Consider the following 16,456-nt stretch of genomic DNA (forward strand, 5'->3'; position numbering starts at 1 on the left):
TTTTACCTCATAACAATTAGCTTAACTTAAGGTAACCTGGTTTTGATTCGTAAACTGTACCTTCAGATTTCAGTTTCTTTAACATATCTTCAGCTTGCTCTCTAGGTATACGCTCGTTTTCTAATTTACTTAAAATCTGATCCTCCTCCATCTCACCACCAGCATCTTTTATTATTTTGATTATATATGATATAAGATCTCTTTTACTTTTTGGCATTCCAGTATAGATAATATCAATATCATACATACCAGTTGTTCTATCGTATAATGTCTCCTCTAACATCTTCTTTATTAGATTTATTGCAGCCTGAGCATCCTCAGCAGTAACCACGTTACTTAGTCTCATTTTAGCTCTTGCCTCACTTAATCTAATAATAGCTTCTAATTGTCTTGCAGTTATAGGTATTGGACCGCCAGAAAAAGCTCTAGTCCTCAAATTCTGATAAAAGTTTTTAATTAATTCTTTTGCTTCGCTGGTTATTTTTGGCTTTATATAGCGTCTAGCATATATTATGTATTTTCTGAGTAAATCGGAAGAAATGATAGAACCTAATTTGCTTTCAGGATTTTGGTGAAGAGATAGTATGTGTTCAGAGAGAGCTTCGTCTTGCTCAGGACTAGGTATATCTCTGATTGGCCAAATTAAGTCAAACCTGCTAAGTAGCGTTTCGGGTAAGTTAATATTCTCAGCTATAGTTTTATTAATATCAAACCTACCCAAATAGGGATTTGCTGCAGCCAGTACAGAGGTCCTTGCATTTAATGTTGCAACAATTCCAGCTTTTGCAATGCTCACGGTTTGTTGCTCCAATGCTTCATGCATCGCTGAGCGATCTTCAGTTTTCATCTTGTCAATTTCATCTATACATGCTATACCACCGTCTGCTAAGACTAATGCTCCAGCTTCAAGATAAAATTCATTGGTTGCCTTATCACGAACAACAGCTGCCGTAAGTCCTGCTGCAGTTGAGCCTTTCCCTGAAGTATACAACCCTCTTGGTACAAGGCTTGCTACATAACGCAGTATCTGTGTTTTTCCTGTGCCTGGATCTCCTACTAGTAAAATGTTTATGTCACCCCGTATTCTTGTGCCATCTGCTGTGGTTTTTGGTACACCGCCGAAAAGTTGATATGCAATGCTTTCCTTTACGTGTCTATAGCCATAAATACTTGGTGTGATACTGTCGATAATCTTGTCTATTATTAGAGGATCCTTTGCCAGTTTCAAAATATTTTCCTCGTCTTCTTTTAAAATTTCAATATCTTCTATGCTTTTTTCTCTTATTTCTATGCTATTTGCTTCTATATAACTATAATATAAATCTTGACTCATGCGTTCTTTATCTATCCTAATTATACCCACAGCTATCACTCTATTACCTGGTTGTGCAACATCAACCAAATCCTCCGCTAACAACACTTCTATACTTCTGGGTAATTGTCCTGGTAACAAATCCTCTGGTTTTTCTTGTATAAACATACGCTGTATATCCATTAGTGTTGATTTTTCCTTCACCAATATCATTCTTCCTTCGTATTCACAATCTGGGTTTGGACATTTTCCTGAGGTTCTGATTTTTCCATCCTCGTCACGTAATACTTTGAACTCTGTTTTGCATATTGGGCATCTTAAGTTACCTTCGATTATTACATGCCTTACTGTACTGACTTTTGATACAACACCTTCGACAGCTATTAGTTTGTTTACATGTCTTGCCCTGATGTTACGGACATCAACATAACTCTCTTCTGGTAACCCTTTGAACCTTGGATAAAATTTTCTTATACTCTTTGCATAATCTTCATCATAAGTAGCGATTATTCGTTTTATAGCTTCACTTGCTTCTTCTATATGTTTATCGGGATTTTCTAGAAGGTCATGTGAAAGTTCTCTATCATAGTTAAGCAAGTCAATAAAGTCTATTGTTAGCGAGATCTCGTTCTTTGCTGGCATTGCCTCAATTCGTTCTCTGTATTTATATTTTTCACCTACTTGAAAATATCTAAAAAAGTCTTCATATTTTTGTGATAAAATAATGAGACCATCTTTGCTAGTCATCTAATTCGCCCCCGCTCATTAAATTAATGCGCCATTGATTGATCATTTTCACGAGTTTATTGTAGAAGTTTTGTTCCTCTACAGTTAATCTATCAGTTATTTGTGGGGCCTCTTTTAGAGGGATTAACGTTAAGATCTTTCTTAATCGTCTCTCTTCTAGATCTGTTAAGAGTTGCTTATATCTTCTTATATCATGCTCTGAACTCTTTATATATCCTTTTTCCATTAGTGAAAGAATCCACTTGGTTTTTTGATAGAAATATGGGTCTAATTTTTTAAGTTCTTTGGTCTTTTCTTCTGCAAAAACTATTTTATTGAGGGCGTCTAAGGTTATTTCGGGTTGAGTAAGCTCGCAGTATCCATCTTTCAGGAGAGCATCGGCTATAATTCTTGGCACTTCAATAACTTCACCTGGGTTAGCAGGATTAATTGAAATACCACCAAATTCAAGTTTACACGTGGGTTTAGTAATCTTAACTTTAATAGGATATAGGTCGAACTCTAGCTTTGCTTGCAAAAACGTATCCTCAATTGAACTCATTTTATTTCTAAATAATTAACTACAAGTAGAGTTAAAAGTTTTTGCTTTTCCTAGGATTTAAAGAATTTGTTAGTGTCCTAATGATTTATTTTAAGTTATGTGTTTTTGTATGGATTTTGCATATTCTTCAAGGAAGGATACCGTTTTTTCATCCAAACGTAACCATGAAGAGATTGATTTCAGATTCTTAGGATTACTTGCTATAATAACTAAGTAGGGCAAGTATTCATTATTGATTTTTGACGTAGAGGCATGTAATCTCTTGCTAAGTAATTCTAAGAATTTTTGTTTGGTTGCTCGTTTTTCTTTTAATTGGCTAGCTAATTTAAGGCTTTTAGGATAGTTGTAGATTGATTTTGCAGGTCTATTTTTTACTGAGAGAGCGACTCCGGCTGATATAAGTTCTAAGTAATAGCTAAGAAGCTTCCAGTATCTTTTCTGTTCAGATGCATTTTTAAATATGTCAGCTAATGAAAGCACATCGTATGCTGCTGCGAGGTCTCTGATGTCTGTGTAAATATATGGTAAATTAGCTGAGATCCATGCGGAAATAATTTCTGGATCTTGTGTTGTTTCGTTGAGAGCATCCCTTGCTGATGATGCTGTTCTTGCATAGAAAATTTTTCTTAATACCGTAAATACATCATATATGCGATCTCTGCTACTGGCTACATTGGCTAATGCTGGAGTTATGTTTTTGTCAACTGACATTGATGCTGCCAATTGTAGATCAAGTATAGAACCTCTCATGTCACCATTATTTCTTTCTGCTATTATATGTAGAGCTTGATCTTGACACATAAGTTTTTCTATCGAACAGATTTTTTTGAGGTAAAGAATAACATCTCTAATCCCAAGTCTTTTAAATTCGATGAGTTGACACTTTGATCTAAGCATAGCTATGTTAGGGTTCCACGCATCATTTGCTATCAATACAACAGGATACTGTGATGTGTAAATTATTTCCAATATTGCATTTATGATGTCTGGTGCCTTTGATCCTTCAATACTATCTACTTCATCAAAAAGTATTAGACGTTTTGATCTAGATTCTCTACTTAGCTGTGCAAAATCTAATATGTTTTCGTTTATACTTGCAAAACCAGCCACCCTTTTAACTGATTCTGCGTTCGCTAGATCTCCAGCATTCATTTCAACTAAATCAATATTATACTGTTCACAGGCAACCTCTACTAACAATGTTTTTCCAACACCTGGCGGTCCGTATAGCATTACGGATTTCTGTTTTGATTGCCTTCCCTCTATCCACGGCTTAAGCCACATGAGAAAAACTTGTTTTGATTCGTTATTCCCCACGATCTCTTCTACAGTCTTAGGTCTATGTTTTATAGTCCAAGGTAATCCAAGTCTAAATTGCGTACTCGACATCACGGCTTCTCCTTCTGAGCAATTTTTGATTCATATCCTATTAATGCTATTTGTGCTAGCAGGGAACTAAGTTGGATCTCCTCATTAGAACCCTCCATTAATCGGTATTCATAATCACCTAATGTTCTTAGTATTTTTATTTTTACAGGTTCATCAACGTTTAATCTGAATACCTCTCTGTGTATTTGTGATATGATATCATTTCCTGACAATCCATAGTTATACAATAATTCATACAATTTATCACGAGCATCTGAGAGCTTGCCTATTAAGGCTAGGTTAAGCACTTCTCTAACTTCTTTAGGTCTCGTCATTCCTGCCACTTTATAGATAATGTCTCCAGTAACTTTACTGCTTAATGCTGATGCGCTTTGCAATATATTTATTGCTTTTCTCATATCACCAGCCGAAACATCCCATATAGCTTCATAACAATCTTCTGAAGCATCAACATTCTCACGTTGAGCAATGAATTTTAATCTCTCTATTACCTCATTTTTAGGAAGCGGACTAAATCTAAACACTACGGTCCTAGATTGTATAGGTTCTATAATCTTGTTACTGTAATTGCATGTTAATATGAACCTGACGTTTCTGGCAAAAAGTTCCATTACCCTTCTTAATGCAGTTTGAGCATCCGCTGTCATTGCATCGCTCTCATCTAAAATTATAAGCTTAAAAGGTACATCACCTACAGGCAATGTTCGTGCAAATCTCTCCTTAATCGTTTCTCTAACAGTATCAATACCTCTCTCATCAGAATTATGCAATAAAATCGGAAATGATCCAGCAAAGAACTTTTCATTCCCAGGCACAGACACATCATAAACATAATCATCATAATCTATCGTTTCTATCTTCATTATTCTCACAACATACAAATCCGAATTTATAAGAGCCATCAACTTGTTATACTCTTTTATTTCATTATCAAGTAACGAACTTACATCAACAGACAATAACAATCTTTCCAATAAATCCTTTGAAGCAGCTCCTCCATCATGTAACGGATGCCTTAATGCATCCTTCCAGTCTATCTTCATTCTCTCATTTATCCTTTCAAAGAATTTTACAAACGGTATAATTGGTAATAAATTTGTCTCGGAATCTTTTCTCCATTTTATTTTTACTTTTTCTTCAAACGCTAGTCCTTTCGTATCGTATACATCTCTTAGCAATTCGTTCATTTTTAATCCCTGTACCAAGAATGATCCGCTATTACTACTTAATGCTGAATATCCTACATCAGTTTCATTAATGTTAGGATTCGTTCTAAATGCAAAAGATATAAGATAATTTTTTTCCTTTAATTCGCACGCATGTTTAGTAGTAATATCCCCACTTTCATCAATAATCATTACAGAGTGATTACCAGTTAATTTTAACTCTCCGTTTTCGAATTTTATTCTAAGTATTTTATTTGCTCTATGCCTAATTATATACTTAACTTTTTCCCAAACTATTCTTTTATTCTCTTCAGTTAAAACTTCCAAGTCATTAACCTTAACATATTCTGCATGTTCATGGCTGCTACCTTTATTAAAATAATTTTTATCTAAATCTTCGAATGTTAAATATTCTATTCTCCCACTAATCCTCACTAATAATGGGGTATCCTTGGAGACTGATGCATTTAATTCTAAAGTGTTTTCTCTCCAACTTTCACCATATAATTCTCTAGCAAAGGCAATAGCTGTAGCTGTTTTTCCAACACCTGCGGGACCGGCAAATAACATGTGAGGTACACTTTTTTCCTTAACAAAGGATTTGAGTGCTCTTATTATATCATCTTGATTTATTATATCATCTAATCTCTTTGGTCTGTATTTCTCAACCCACATTAGTTCTTCTTCCATGCTAACACCTAAAGCTAAAATATCACAAAACTAAATATACTTTAGGTATACCATAATGTATTGGGCTCTAAAATTATTTTATGATGGTATAGCGTTTCATGGCTCACAAATCCAGCCAAATCTAAGAACAGTACAGGGAGAACTCACAAAAACCTTGAATGAACTAAAATATGTAAAAGGACCTGTTAAATTTTGTTGCAGGACTGATGCTGGTGTAAGTGCTTTAAGCCAAATTGTCACAGCAGATTTCACCCGAAGACCAATCATAGGAGAGATAAACAGTAAACTACCTAGGGACATGTTAGTTTGGGCGTCTTCAGAACTTACAACAGAATTTTCTATTAAAAAATTAATTGAATGGAAATTGTACAGATATTACCTTCCAGCACTAGAGAGTGTGAATATAGATAAAATGATTGAAGCGTCCGAATTAATAAAAGGACGTAAAGAACTAGGTGGACTTTCAAAAAGTGGACGAGGAGGATTAATTGATGAAATAAGAATAGAGCAAAAAGACAAAATATTAGTAATTGATTTTAAGGGGAAATACTTTTCATGGAATCTTATAAGAAGAAGTGTAACAGCATTGTACATGATAGGGGTTGGAGAGTTAACCATTAACCAATTTATAAACATACTAAATAATCATAAATTGGGTGTTCATCCAGCTCCTTCATGGAACTTAATACTTTTAGACGTCGGTTGTAAACTTAATTTCATAGTTGATCAACGCGCATTATATAGGTTAAAATCGTTTGCAACCAATTTATCACTTATGATGAAAGCTCGAAGTATGATGATGAATGACATAGTACAATTTCTCAAATCATAAAAACTTTCATTCAAAACTTAAACACCATATAAGGGATACTTTAACCAGTTCTCAGAATTAAAAAGATAAATCTCGCTTTTGGTGTTCTGTTTCAATAAAAATAACTTTCAGAGAAAGTTATATAGTGTTATTGATAAATATTTTAAGGGCTGTTCAAATATGTCGTTTGAGGAAGAATTTGAAAAGAAAGGCATATTTAAAGATGAAAGTAAACTTTCATCAGATTACGTTCCTGAGAGTTTACCTTTTAGGGATTCTCATATACGTCAACTCGTTTCATTCTTTAAAGGTATGGTTGAAACACCTGGTGGTACTTTCTATAAAGCTGTAGCTTATGGGCCAGTAGGAACAGGCAAGACAGCAGTCTCAAAACGATTTGGTAGTTTATTAGTGGAGTATGCATTAAAAAAAGGGATAAACATAAAGTATGTTCACATAAACTGCTACCAAAATAGAACATTATTTATGGTCGTAAAAAGAATGGCAGATATTCTCATACCAAACCTCCCTTCAAGAGGTCTATCAGCACAAGAATTACTCGATATAGTATGGAATTATTTAGAAGAAAAAGACGTTTACATTTTTGCAGTTGTCGATGAATTAGACTACTTAGCCAGATCATCACCGGACACTCTCTACATGCTAACAAGACTCTCAGATACTTACCTCAATACAAAACAAAGGATCAGCATATTATTCATAGGTAGAAACCTAGCCTTTTTGCCGCTCATAGACCAAAGTGTCGCAAGTACACTATCAAGAAACATGATTAAGTTCGAACCATACAAAGCGTTCCAGATTCTAAAAATATTAGAAGAGAGAGAAGAAGAAGCATTCGAGCCATCAGCAGTAAGCCATGACATACTAACCTTAGTCGCAGAGACGTCTGGTGTCGATACTGGAGGCAACGGAGATGCTAGGTATGCTCTAGAATTACTTTGGAGATCAGGTAAAATAGCTGAACAACAGGGTCTTCAAAAAATACTGCCAGACCACGTACGCATAGCAAAAAGTGAAACACATCCATTCGTACGAGAAGAAATACTACTAAGCCTTACAAACCACGAACTACTACTATTGCAAAGCATTGCATCAATACTCAAAAAGAACTACAGCATACACGCCACCTTTAGTGACGTAGAAGAAGAATACAACCTACTATGCGAAACAAAAAACATTGAACCGCGCAGGCACACACAACTATGGGAATACCTCCAAAGCCTAAAAAATACTGGTCTCATCCATGCACGAACAGTAAACAAAGCCAATAGAGGAAGAACAACAATCATCAGCCTACAAGACATCCCGGCGGACATACTAGAACAGAAAGTTAAATCAATACTAGAGGAAAGAATCAATGAAAAATGAGACAGAAACCATCGAAAAAATGCTAGGCTCAAAAAGCAAAATAAGAATTCTAGCAACATTAGTCAAATACAGAGAAATCAACATAGCAAGCCTCGTAAAAATATGTGGTTCAGGATATACTGCAGTAGAAAGAAGCCTAAAAGACCTCGAAAAAATAGGCATAATTACTGAAAAAAGATTCGGAAGAATAAGAATAATCAAACTAACAGAAAACGACAAAAGAGTACAAGCTCTCATAAAACTCTTCGAAACACTTAACAAAACCAAAAACTAAAACAAACACAAAAACTTATATTTTCAACCGCTTTATATACTTCAGCGATGATCGATCTAACCCCAATGACGGGCTCTTGAAAAGCCCGAATGAAATGGATCTTGAGTGCTGAGCTACTTCTTTGGCACTCTCCACGGCTAAGGCCGGGAGGTTCTTGCTTCTAAGGTTTTCATCGGCTCTGTTTTTCATTGCCCTTCTAGGCTCCCACGTCATCCCACTCCACCTTAGAGGCGAGGGGTGTGCCACCACCCCGTTAACCTCGCCTACGGGTTCTGAGTTAAGTAGAGATTCATAGTGTTTTATCACCTCTACTCAACTCTTCCCTCTCGATTAGCTCATCGAGGGCTTTCGGGGTAAACCCGACATCCCCACATCCGAAGGTCAACCCCCAGCCCACCATCCCCATAGGAAGTCATGCTTCCAGAGTAGAGGGAACACTAAAACGTATGAGCAAACCATATTTAAACCTATCTGCTCTGAAAATACTGACAAAGGCAGCTAAATGCTGCCTCTTTGAGAGCGTAAAGCTTCTCTATCAAGAAGATATTATGGCTTATCTCTATTTAACTCCATCTATTTTGAAACTGTTTTTTACGGCGTCCCTTCGGTAGCTCCACACAAATCGAGAATCTGTCGAAGCATATAAACATATCAACAATTCATCCCAGAACTGAAGTTCTAGGCTTTCTTGTCGAATTATTTGTAAGGTTGCGAGCTGAATTTGGCGAGGAGGTTCCAGCAGGCGGCCTATGGATTATACGTCCGTGGTAGGGGCTGGTTTTGCAAATTCCAGAACCCAGTACAATGAAGGTTATAAGCCTAAAGAACCGAGAATCTTCTGACTTTAGTCGCAGAAAACGTCAACTCCTCAAGTTATGGATACTATTAAAAACAATTGAATATATCCATTAAAAACAACTAGTTAAAATAACAAAAAAATTAAAGGATTATCTTATTCAATTCTGACATATCTTTTATGTTGTTCATTTTTATCATTTTATCAGAGATTGTATATAATACATCATTTATATAAAGAATCCGCTTAACAAAGTACTTCCCCTCATAAAACAAATTAGAGGCAAGATCCATGGTAGTATTTAAATGAGAAATTTTACCTATTAGCACAAATCCTTTCTCTAATGATACATTAAAAATATATGCACCTTGCCAAACAGGTTTTCCATATTCATATGGCGGTGAACTTGGATCTTTTACTGCAACAAGGACAGGCATTGCTAAAAGTTTTCTTTTATAATCAAATAGCAATGCTTTATGATCATTGAGTATTGGAGATCCTGAACCTCTATCTCCTATAACATATTTTGCGATTTCCTTTGGATTTTTAGGATCAGATACATCAAATAATGATATCTTTATTCCTTGATACCACGCAAAATCACTATGGGCGTCTTCAATAGTATCCTTGCCTATACCGATTATATGAGTCTCGTCATATGGATGTAGATAATTCGAATATCCAGGTATTTTTAACCATCCTAATACTTTTGGATAAACTGGATTACTTAAGTCAATTACAAATAGTGGATCAGTCTTTTTAAAAGTCACTAAATAACCTCTATCATCAATAAACCTTGCTGAATAAATCCATTCACCAGGGGCCAAATCTGTAACATTACTTATTGTTTTCATATCATTCACACTAAGAATGTATACATCATTCTTTGGTTTCATGTCCCATCTAGTTGTTGCAACCCTAAGATAACCATTATGCTCATCCATTGAAAACTGATTTAGCACTGTACCTGGAACTCTACCGCTAGCCTCATATTTAATATTACCACCATTAATACTAAATCTATAAATTAGCGTCTCTTCATAGAGATTTCTGACTATAATTCGCATGTTACTAAAAGAAGGTGTTACCTTCCATTTTGCAGATGTTATATAAAGATTATGCAATGACATATAAAGGGTGTGTGCATCACCAAGTAAAAACGCACTAATAGTCGGGTTTTCATGACCACTCACGTTAAGAGCAACAATTATAGTATATTCGTAATAAGTTTCATTCGACTCTGGTAGATAAAATATTTGATTAGCAGGTATATTAATTACCGCATCATTAATTTTGATCATCGGAAATTTAATAGATTCAAAAATATCTGAGTCAGGGGCTCTCCAAAGAAATGTTTTATAAGACTTAATAATTGGTTCCTTCACAATAAGATAGACGTAGTCACCTATAGTTCTTGATGCGAAATAGTATCCATTAACAGAGAAATTGGTCATCAATTTTGGCATACTCCTATCTTCTATGTCATATATTTTTATGTTAATTTCATAATTATCACCTGAATCTTCATTTACAACCACAGCAAGTCTGTCAGCAAACAAGAACATACCAATGACTTCATTATTAAGCATGATCCTAGACACTATATTACTATCTTCTGGAGGATATGCCATGATTATATAAACTGTGTTATTTGAAGCAACATAGATGTATTTGCCATCGGTCTTCACAATATCTAACTCATCAACACCCTCAACCTGAACATTAGTTTTAGAGTAATAATAACTAGATTGTTCAGACTTTGCCACTCCAAATACAGGAACAATGTCATATGATAAATGCTTAGAGATAAAAACTTTTAATTCATTGTAAGATGAAAAACTTTTAATTCCTTCAGCTCCAGTAATATCAATAGCTTTAATAAATCTATTATTGTCAAAGTTCCCGTTGTAATGAATTATTGTCGCTACTGATAATAGTATTAACAGCAATGCAACAAAGCCAAAAACTTTCTCTGAACTATGATTCATGTTCTGCACCATCATATTTATATATTATGAGAATAATAATACTACATTTAAGAACAATATTGTCCAAAAAATAGAACAATCATACGTACCTAAGCTTATTGACAATTTATCCCACAGTTAAAACTGTAGGCTTTCTTGCTGAGTTTCATGTAATACTGCATTGGACCTATAGAGAAATTGATAAAGTTTAAACATGTTGCATAATTAGCGCGCTTCACATCTAAAGACAGGAGATTCTCAGTTCTTCAGTCTAGGTCTCTAAGTTTAGTGTGTCAAAGCAGCTACTACTATGAACGTATATAGCTCATAATCCGCTTGAGAACAGCTCGTCCAAAAATGTTATCCAAACACTAATAAGCCTATCAGTAATTCATTCCAGAACTAAAACTTTAGGTTTTCTAACATTCATCTTTATGATATGATAATATTTTTATTCTTAAATGATCATTTGTTATAGGTTTGTGCTATTCACTTAGTTTTTTAAGTATTTTGCGAATGTCTGCTGGGTTTGTGTTGAGTATTTTTGCTATATCTTCTATTGTTAGTGAAGGGTCCGCTGTTAGCAGTGATTTTACTTTGTTTTCAAGTCTTTGTTCTTCACTACCTTCGTCGAAGAAGTTAATTTGTGCTAAAACCGAACCGCTTACAAATACTCTGGGTATTCTATTTCCTTTTTCGTATGCTTCTTCTAGTATGATACTGTTGTCTTGTGGATTGAATATGGCTAGTCTTCCAACTATTACACGTCCGTCGAGAGTTCTGATTTCTACGATCGTTCCTATTTTATCCTTAACCTTGCTGTATATTGAGTTACTCACACACTACACCACTAATAAATTATACGATTAGATTAAAAAGTTTAAGCTATGCTCGTCTAAGAATGTACGGTTAGCATTGTTTTATAAAACGAAATCTACCATTTAAAAACGTTCCTTAATCTGTCAACATATAATCAGAAAATTTTAAATCGTGTTTAAAAAAGTTTGAACGGTAGATTGTCTATTAATTTTTTGATGGTGTTTAGATGTTTGGTATCTAGAATGTTGAATTTTGAGTAAAGACTCAGGTACTTCGTTGCGTCGTCTGCAAATACTAAGACTGCTGTTCCTTTGACACCTTCATCACTAAGTTTTAATGCTGCTGCCAGTGCAGCACCTGAAGAAGGCCCTATTAAAATGTTTTCTTTTTCTGCGGCTAGTGAGATGGCATGGAATGCTTCCTCATCGTTTATTCTTATCCATCTATCAATGATTTTAATTCTTTTTGAAAACACTGGTGGTATGCCTGATTCTTCAAAGTTTCGTAGTCCTTGTATGTGATGATTTTTTTGTGGTTCGACGGCTATTATTTCAACACTCCCACGTTCTTTTAAGTATGTACCTGCGCCTGATATTGTACCTCCCGTTCCAACACCTGCTATGAAGTGTGTAATTTCTCCCCCGGTCTCTTTCCATATTTCTGGCCCTGTACTTTCATAATGTGCTAGGAAGTTGGCCTCATTTTCATATTGATTTGGCATGAAATATTGATCAGGATAACTCTCAACTATGGATTTGGCTAGTGCAATACTTTGATCTGTTCCTTTACCGACTCTAGGGCATAAGTCATCTGGTGTTTCAAAGATTTCTCCTCCTATTTTCTTTATTAATAATTTTGTTTCATCGCTTATTGCCTGAGGGACTACTGCATAAAACTGATATCCTAATGCTCTAGATATGCATGCTAGAGCTATTCCCGTATTACCTGATGTTGGCTCTATTATTTTCTTATCCAGGGAAAGTAATCCTTCTTCTTCAGCCATTTTAATCATCCAATACGCTGCTCTATCTTTTAGAGAGCCGAATGGATTTGCCCACTCTAATTTTGCATATAGTTTAAGTTTACCATTTTCTAAGTTGCTGAGCCGTAGTAAGGGAGTATTGCCAACCTTTAGTTTATCACGTGTTAACAACCCTTTACTAGCTAAGTTTATGTTGTTAATCCAATATCCTATAGCGTTAATGTTTAGTTTGTACATACCGCCTCAACCTACCGTGACTTTGATGATATAATTATCATTATTATTGGTTACTGTGAATTTATAACCTCCGTTTGTCAACGTAGTGATAAGTGATCTCAATGTTGCCTCGGATTTATCACATATTACTTCAATGCTTCCTTTCTTCTCTATACTCTTCATTTCGTTTAATTTTTTAATAGTTAAGAAGGATGGATATGGGCATACTAAGCCCCTGACATCAAGAATATATTTCTTCTCTTTACTCATGGTGATTTCCCCTCATATAAATAGAACTATTCCTCCATTTCTTGCTGCTTTGAGAGCATTGTTTAAGAATGTTATCGCCTCTTCTATTTCTACACCCGGATAAAGCGTCTGTTCATTTATCCCCATTTTTTCCAGCATCTCTTTAGATGGAGCACACGCACAAATGTGAGCACCTACTGATAACGCGTTTTTTAAGTATTCTTCGACTGGAGGCATTCCTGGCATATAAATCTTGTTCATAGTATCTTTACGTATTACATCCAAACCTTTCATCGTTGCATATAGATGCGCGTTTACACCTAAACTACTAGCTGCCAAGATTAAAGTCAATGCTGGATATACACGTTCTGGTTCGTTCGAAACTAAAACTATATGCAATTCTTGTTTATCACTCATATACATCGATATAACATATGTTATAGCCAATATATAAACTTGATGAAAGATATATCTGTTTTTATGAACATTTATTATAACAACTCTGTTGTTTCTTGATGTATGTTATTAATATATCTATATACATAAAAATTACAAGTAAAAATCTTGCTTTCAGGGCGAAAATGACAAAAAGCTTAAGGGTGTATAGTTTTTATTATAGAACTGAGGATTCTAAGTATATTCAATATGGAAAGAGCTCATGATATGCTCTGCTACCCTGCAGATGAAAAATGTAAACCCGAATAAATACAGATAGTAAAATCCTTGATCTCAGGCAAAGGGAAATTAGATATTCATGAAAGTATTTCATGTTATTTTTATATGTTTTTCTTAAAGTTTATTTTTGTATAAAAATTACTTGAGACGGTGAATAAGATGTCAGTTAATGTGGGACAAAAAGCTCCTAATTTTACACTATTAGATGTGAACTTTAAACCTAGGAGTTTACAAGAGTTTATTGGTTCTCAGAATATAGTATTAGTGTTCTTTCCAGCGGCATTCAGTTCTGTGTGTACCAAAGAGTTGTGTACTTTTAGAGATAGTATGATAAAATTAAATTCGCTTAAAGCTAATGTAATAGGAATTAGTGTTGATACTCCGTTTGTACAGAAAGCATTCGCTGATTTTAATAAGCTTAATTTTACGCTTTTGAGCGATTTCAATAAGGAAGTAATAAAACTTTATGGTGTTGTTCTCCAAGATCTATTGGGATTAAAGGAACTTGCAAAGAGAGCTGTTTTCATAATAGATAAGGAAGGCATCATTAGATATAAATGGGTTTCGGATGATCCGAGAGTCGAACCTAATTATAATGAAATAATAAAGGAATTAGAGCGTATTGAATAAATAATATTTTTGATATTTCTTTATCGGTGATTTTTTTGAAATTAAAGGGCGAGGTTGCTGTTATAACTGGATCTAGTAGGGGCATTGGCAAGTCTATAGCATTAGAATTTGCTAAAGAAGGAGCGAAAGTTGCAGTCAATTATTCTAAATCCAGGAATGAAGCTATGAAAGTGGTTAAGGAGGTTCAGGAATTAGGTTCCGAGGCTATAGAAATTCAGGCAGATGTTTCGTCTGAAAATGATGTAAAAAGGCTCTTTAACGAGGTTGTGAAAAATTATGGATATGTTAGTATACTAGTTAATAATGCAGGTCATGGCTCGAAATCTTACTGGAACATGGGTCTTTGGGACATAAATAAAAGTGTATGGGATGATGTATTTTCTGTTGATCTCTGGGGGGCTTTCCTTTGCTCCAAGGAAGCATCTAGAATTATGCTCAATCATGGTCATGGTAGTATAGTGAATATAACCTCTACACCTGGTATTGCTGGTGGTAGTGATGGAATTGTTTATGCAATCGCAAAATCTGGTGTTATAGGGTTAACAAGAACACTTGCTAATGTATTAGCACCAAAAATAAGGGTCAACGCTGTAGCGCTTGGAAGCATTAAGACTGATTGGTTACAGTGGATTAGTAGTAAAGATATCGAGGAACTTATTAATCGTATTCCGTTAAAAAGATTTGGGGAACCAGAAGAAGTAGCAAAAGTAGTATTGTTTCTTGCATCACAGGACTCAAGTTATATAACCGGGCAGATAATTATTATCGACGGAGGTGTAGTGACTTGTTGACACTCTCCACGGCTGAAGCCGGGAGATTCTCGGTTTGTCGTGGGGCTTCCACTCATTCTACCGAGTTCGGGCTGTGTCAAACCAGCCCCTGCCATGAGCATATAGCCCATAGCCCGCTCGCTGGAACCACCCCCGCCTTTCTCGGTTCGGAGCCTTATTCCAGCTTTCGGACGTCCGAACTACATGCGAGCGACCCGCTCAAGGAGATGGTGGAATTGGAGGAATATAAACTTAACGGCGATTCATCTCCACGACCGAAGTCGGAAGCCTTCTCGCCGAAAGAATGGGTTGGTGAGCAGTTTTTGAATAGATAGATTTTTATAGACGTTTTGAGTTGATTTTTTATGCCGATATGGGTCCTGCTTCCAATGCGAATAGGACGACAGGCAGGCGGGGGAACTTCCAATGTGCCGTCCTTCACCGTTGGCGGCGAAGGCCCTCGAAAGCGTTTGCCGATAGAGGGAAGGGACGAAAATCCATGAATACCACAACGGTAAGAGCTAAGATAAAAAAAGATAGTCCAGGGATATTCGTAGAGGCCGATTTCGATTACTCACATTTCATACCTGAACATCGAAAATGTTACCCCCTACATGGACACACATCCAAAGTAATAGTTTATCTTTATGGAAAACTAGTTGAATTAGACATGGTGCTAGATTTTGCTGAAGCAAAGAAGCTAGTTAAAGATGCAATAAGTATTATTGACCATAAACTAGTGACAGGAAAAAAGTACGTAATCCAAGAATCCGATGATATAGTGACTATAAAATACGGTAAATTTCGATTTGAACTACCAAAGGATAATGTATTCATAATAGATGGAGAAGCAACATCAGAGAACGTAGCAAAAGCAATAGCAAACTACATAATGACCAAAGCTCCAGAAAATATACATGAGGTTCAAGTTCAAGTATATGAGGGAGTTAATAAAGGAGCTGTAGCAACAATCTCAAGGAACTCAATTTGACATCATCCCCTACTTCAAAAAGACAATCTTTTTCTAAAAGTC

The 16,456-nt window shown here is 35.4% G+C and carries 16 protein-coding genes; 6 read left to right on the forward strand and 10 right to left on the reverse strand.

The window, feature by feature from the left end:
• Window positions 1–16: 16 nt before the first annotated feature.
• The 4 genes from QW128_00280 to QW128_00295 all read right to left on the reverse strand — a co-directional run bounded on the left by QW128_00280 (window position 17) and on the right by QW128_00295 (window position 5,845).
• A complete protein-coding gene (locus QW128_00280; GenBank protein MEM3832026.1) occupies window positions 17–2,059 on the reverse strand; it encodes a minichromosome maintenance protein MCM in 2,043 nt (680 codons plus the stop codon).
• On the reverse strand, window positions 2,052–2,600 hold the full coding sequence (locus QW128_00285; GenBank protein ID MEM3832027.1) for a hypothetical protein: 549 nt from the start codon (window positions 2,598–2,600) through the stop codon (window positions 2,052–2,054). The genes QW128_00280 and QW128_00285 overlap by 8 nt, the downstream gene beginning before the upstream one ends.
• Before the next feature lie 90 nt (window positions 2,601–2,690).
• Window positions 2,691–3,989 (reverse strand): replication factor C large subunit, encoded by a 1,299-nt coding sequence (locus tag QW128_00290; GenBank protein MEM3832028.1) that lies wholly within the window; start codon window positions 3,987–3,989, stop codon window positions 2,691–2,693.
• A complete protein-coding gene (locus QW128_00295; GenBank protein ID MEM3832029.1) occupies window positions 3,989–5,845 on the reverse strand; it encodes a replication factor C small subunit in 1,857 nt (618 codons plus the stop codon). The genes QW128_00290 and QW128_00295 overlap by 1 nt, the downstream gene beginning before the upstream one ends.
• A gap of 55 nt (window positions 5,846–5,900) precedes the next feature.
• Here QW128_00295 and QW128_00300 point away from each other — a divergent pair, with 55 nt between their 5' ends.
• From QW128_00300 to QW128_00310, 3 genes are all read left to right on the forward strand, one after another.
• Window positions 5,901–6,677, forward strand: a complete 777-nt coding sequence (locus QW128_00300; GenBank protein MEM3832030.1) for a hypothetical protein — start codon at window positions 5,901–5,903, stop codon at window positions 6,675–6,677.
• A 159-nt stretch (window positions 6,678–6,836) separates the two neighbouring features.
• Entirely contained in the window at window positions 6,837–8,045 is a 1,209-nt protein-coding gene (locus QW128_00305; GenBank protein MEM3832031.1) for an ORC1-type DNA replication protein, read from the forward strand.
• Window positions 8,035–8,319, forward strand: a complete 285-nt coding sequence (locus QW128_00310) for a winged helix-turn-helix domain-containing protein (protein ID MEM3832032.1) — start codon at window positions 8,035–8,037, stop codon at window positions 8,317–8,319. Before QW128_00305 ends, QW128_00310 begins: the two co-directional genes overlap by 11 nt.
• 15 nt (window positions 8,320–8,334) lie before the next feature.
• Here QW128_00310 and QW128_00315 read toward each other — a convergent pair whose 3' ends face one another.
• The 6 genes from QW128_00315 to QW128_00340 all read right to left on the reverse strand — a co-directional run bounded on the left by QW128_00315 (window position 8,335) and on the right by QW128_00340 (window position 13,771).
• Window positions 8,335–8,532 carry a hypothetical protein gene (locus QW128_00315; protein MEM3832033.1) on the reverse strand — a complete coding sequence of 66 codons (198 nt, stop codon included), beginning with the start codon at window positions 8,530–8,532 and terminating at the stop codon, window positions 8,335–8,337.
• A gap of 726 nt (window positions 8,533–9,258) precedes the next feature.
• Complete coding sequence (locus QW128_00320; protein ID MEM3832034.1) at window positions 9,259–11,103, reverse strand: beta-propeller domain-containing protein; 1,845 nt, start codon at window positions 11,101–11,103, stop codon at window positions 9,259–9,261.
• A gap of 464 nt (window positions 11,104–11,567) precedes the next feature.
• Window positions 11,568–11,921: a hypothetical protein gene (locus tag QW128_00325; protein ID MEM3832035.1), complete on the reverse strand. Its 354-nt coding sequence runs from the start codon at window positions 11,919–11,921 to the stop codon at window positions 11,568–11,570.
• A gap of 155 nt (window positions 11,922–12,076) precedes the next feature.
• Window positions 12,077–13,120: a cysteine synthase family protein gene (locus tag QW128_00330; GenBank protein ID MEM3832036.1), complete on the reverse strand. Its 1,044-nt coding sequence runs from the start codon at window positions 13,118–13,120 to the stop codon at window positions 12,077–12,079.
• A gap of 6 nt (window positions 13,121–13,126) precedes the next feature.
• Window positions 13,127–13,369, reverse strand: coding sequence for a sulfurtransferase TusA family protein (locus QW128_00335; protein ID MEM3832037.1), 243 nt, complete (start codon window positions 13,367–13,369; stop codon window positions 13,127–13,129).
• Window positions 13,370–13,381: 12 nt separating this feature from the next.
• Complete coding sequence (locus QW128_00340; GenBank protein ID MEM3832038.1) at window positions 13,382–13,771, reverse strand: hypothetical protein; 390 nt, start codon at window positions 13,769–13,771, stop codon at window positions 13,382–13,384.
• Between the two features lie 411 nt (window positions 13,772–14,182).
• On the opposite strand from QW128_00340, the gene QW128_00345 reads away from it, so the two are divergent.
• The 3 genes from QW128_00345 to QW128_00355 all read left to right on the forward strand — a co-directional run bounded on the left by QW128_00345 (window position 14,183) and on the right by QW128_00355 (window position 16,414).
• Window positions 14,183–14,653: a peroxiredoxin gene (locus QW128_00345; protein ID MEM3832039.1), complete on the forward strand. Its 471-nt coding sequence runs from the start codon at window positions 14,183–14,185 to the stop codon at window positions 14,651–14,653.
• A gap of 35 nt (window positions 14,654–14,688) precedes the next feature.
• Window positions 14,689–15,444 carry an SDR family oxidoreductase gene (locus QW128_00350; protein ID MEM3832040.1) on the forward strand — a complete coding sequence of 252 codons (756 nt, stop codon included), beginning with the start codon at window positions 14,689–14,691 and terminating at the stop codon, window positions 15,442–15,444.
• Window positions 15,445–15,796: 352 nt separating this feature from the next.
• Complete coding sequence (locus tag QW128_00355; protein ID MEM3832041.1) at window positions 15,797–16,414, forward strand: 6-carboxytetrahydropterin synthase; 618 nt, start codon at window positions 15,797–15,799, stop codon at window positions 16,412–16,414.
• Window positions 16,415–16,456: the final 42 nt, after the last annotated feature.

Source organism: Thermoprotei archaeon (assembly GCA_038881895.1).
Classification (GTDB): Archaea; Thermoproteota; Thermoprotei; order Gearchaeales; family WAQG01; genus JAVZOV01.